The organism is Micromonospora sp. D75, assembly GCF_018070405.1.
Lineage (GTDB): Bacteria > Actinomycetota > Actinomycetes > Mycobacteriales > Micromonosporaceae > Micromonospora > Micromonospora chalcea.
Genome location: NZ_JAGPXV010000774.1, coordinates 1 through 2,477, shown reverse-complemented (window position 1 = coordinate 2,477; position 2,477 = coordinate 1). Strand labels below are relative to the sequence as shown.

Annotated in this window: 2 protein-coding genes and 1 pseudogene; all 3 read right to left on the bottom strand. The window is 73.3% G+C overall.

Annotated elements, in window-relative coordinates:
- Nucleotides 1-66: 66 nt before the first annotated feature.
- A complete protein-coding gene (gene der / locus KBX39_RS28855) occupies nt 67-1,449 on the bottom strand; it encodes a ribosome biogenesis GTPase Der (protein ID WP_210873559.1) in 1,383 nt (460 codons plus the stop codon).
- Nucleotides 1,450-1,469: 20 nt separating this feature from the next.
- Complete coding sequence (cmk, locus tag KBX39_RS28850) at nt 1,470-2,150, bottom strand: (d)CMP kinase (protein WP_043324890.1); 681 nt, start codon at nt 2,148-2,150, stop codon at nt 1,470-1,472.
- 170 nt (nt 2,151-2,320) lie between these two features.
- Nucleotides 2,321-2,477: pseudogene (locus tag KBX39_RS28845) on the bottom strand (MFS transporter); the annotation flags it as partial.

Below are 2,477 nucleotides of genomic sequence, written 5' to 3'. Positions count from 1 at the left end.
CGCCACACCCCCAAGACCATCCTTGGAGGGTGTGGCGCGACAACACCAAGAGCGGCAAGTAGAGCGTCAGCCGTGGGCCTTGCCCCGGCCGCCGGGGCCGAGCTTCTTGCGCGGGCGTACCGAGATCTCGATCGGGCTGCCCTCAAAGCCGAACTCCTCGCGGAGCTTGCGCTCGACGAAGCGCTGATACCCCGCGTCGAGCGGGCCGGTGGTGAACAGCACGAAGCGCGGCGGCGCCGCCCCGGCCTGGGTGGCGAACAGGATGCGCGGGGCGCGTCCGCCGCGTACCGGGTGCGGGGTGGCCTGGACCAGCGCGGTGAGCCACTGGTTGAGCTGCGCGGTCGGGATGCGCGTCTCCCAGCTCGCGAGGGCCTTGCGCAGCGCGGGTGCGAGCTTGTCGACGGCGCGGCCGGTCTTGGCGGACAGGTTCAGCCGGATCGCCCAGGGGATACGCCGCAGCTCGCGGTCGATCTCCTTGTCCAGGTAGTAGCGGCGGTCGCCGTCGACCAGGTCCCACTTGTTGAACGCGATGACCAGCGCCCGGCCGGACTCGACGACCATGGTGAGGATCCGCTGGTCCTGCTCGCTGATCACCTCGCTGGAGTCGATCAGCACCACGGCGACCTCGGCCGCCTCGATCGCCGAGGCGGTACGCAGGCTGGCGTAGTACTCGGTGCCGCTGGCCTTGCCGACGCGCTTGCGCAGACCGGCGGTGTCGACCAGCTGCCAGGTCTCGCCGCCGATCTCGACCAGGCTGTCGACCGGGTCCACTGTGGTGCCGGCGACCGAGTCGACCACCGCCCGCTCCTCGCCGGAGAAGCGGTTGAGCAGGCTGGACTTGCCGACGTTGGGGCGGCCGACCAGCGCCACCCGGCGTGGGCCGCGCGGCCGGTTCTCCACGATCGCGGGCGCCTCGGGCAGCGCGTCGAGGATGGCGTCGAGCAGGTCGCCGGAACCGCGGCCGTGCAGCGCCGAGATCGGGAACGGCTCACCGAGGCCGAGCGACCACAGCGAGGTCGCCTCCATCTCGATGGTGGTGGTGTCGGCCTTGTTGGCGATGCGGATCACCGGCTGGGCGCTGCGGCGCAGCATCTTCACCGCGGCCGCGTCCACGTCGGTGGCGCCGACCATGGCGTCCACCACGAACAGCACCACGTCGGCGGTCGCCACCGCGGTCTCGGCCTGGGCGGCGATGGCCGCGGCCCGGTCCTTGGCGTCGGGCTCCCAGCCGCCGGTGTCCACCACCGTGAACGCCCGGCCGTTCCACTGCGCGTCGTAGGGCACGCGGTCCCGGGTCACGCCGGGAATGTCCTCCACGACCGCCTGCCGGCGGCCGATGATGCGGTTGACGAGCGTGGACTTGCCCACGTTGGGGCGGCCGACCACGGCCACCACGGGCTGCGGGCCGGCCGGCTCACCGGAGTCGACCTCCGGCTCGCGCAGCTCCACCCAGCCTTCGAAATCCTGGCTCACGCGGCACCCCGCTCCGTGAGCATCTCGCGCAGGCGGGCCACTACCTCGTCGATGCCCAGCTCGGTGGTGTCCAGCACCACCGCGTCGGGGGCCTGCTGCAGCGGGTTGACCTTGCGGGTCGAGTCGAGGCGGTCCCGGCGGGCCAGGTCCGCGGCGGTCGCCGCGACGTCGGCGGCGTCCTCGGCGCTGCGCCGCTTCGCGCGCGCCGCCTCGGAGGCGGTCAGGTACACCTTCAGGTCCGCGTCCGGCGCGACCACCGAGCCGATGTCCCGGCCTTCGACCACGATCCGGCCCGCGTCGGCGATCACCCGCCGCTGCCGGTCCACCAGCAGCTCGCGTACGGCGGCGACGGCGGCCACCGCTGACACGGCGGCGGTCACCTCGGCGCCGCGGATGGCGGTGGACACGTCGGTGCCGTCGACCGTCACGGCGTACCCCTGGGGGTCGGTGCCGATGCGCAGGTCGGCCTCGGCGGCGACCTTTGCCACCGACTCGGCGTCGGTGAGTTCCACGCCGGAGCGCAGGACCGCCCAGGTCAGCGCCCGGTACATGGCGCCGGTGTCGAGGTAGCGGGCGCCGAGGCCCGCGGCCAGCCGCCGCGACACGGTGGACTTCCCCGAACCGGACGGCCCGTCCACAGCGACCACACATCGCCCGGCCGGTACGTTCTCCTCCACCGTTGTCCTCCTCAGCCCGTACCTCGCGGGTCGCCCGGATTCCCGGGCGCCGTTGAGCGGATGGTTCTGTCGTCAATCATGCCCGCGCCGCGCGGGCGTCCCGCCGGGCGGCACGCGCCGGCCCGCGGACCGCGTCGAAGCCTACCGGCAGCCGTACCCCGATCGGCGGGTCAGTCACCCACGGCCTTGAACCGGGCGGCGACCTCCGCGTTCGTCAGCCGCCGCAGCCGCCCGGTGCGCAGGTCGCCGAGCTTGATCGGACCGATCGAGGTACGGATCAGGCGGGACACCGGGTGTCCCACCTCGGCCATCAGGCGCCGGACGATG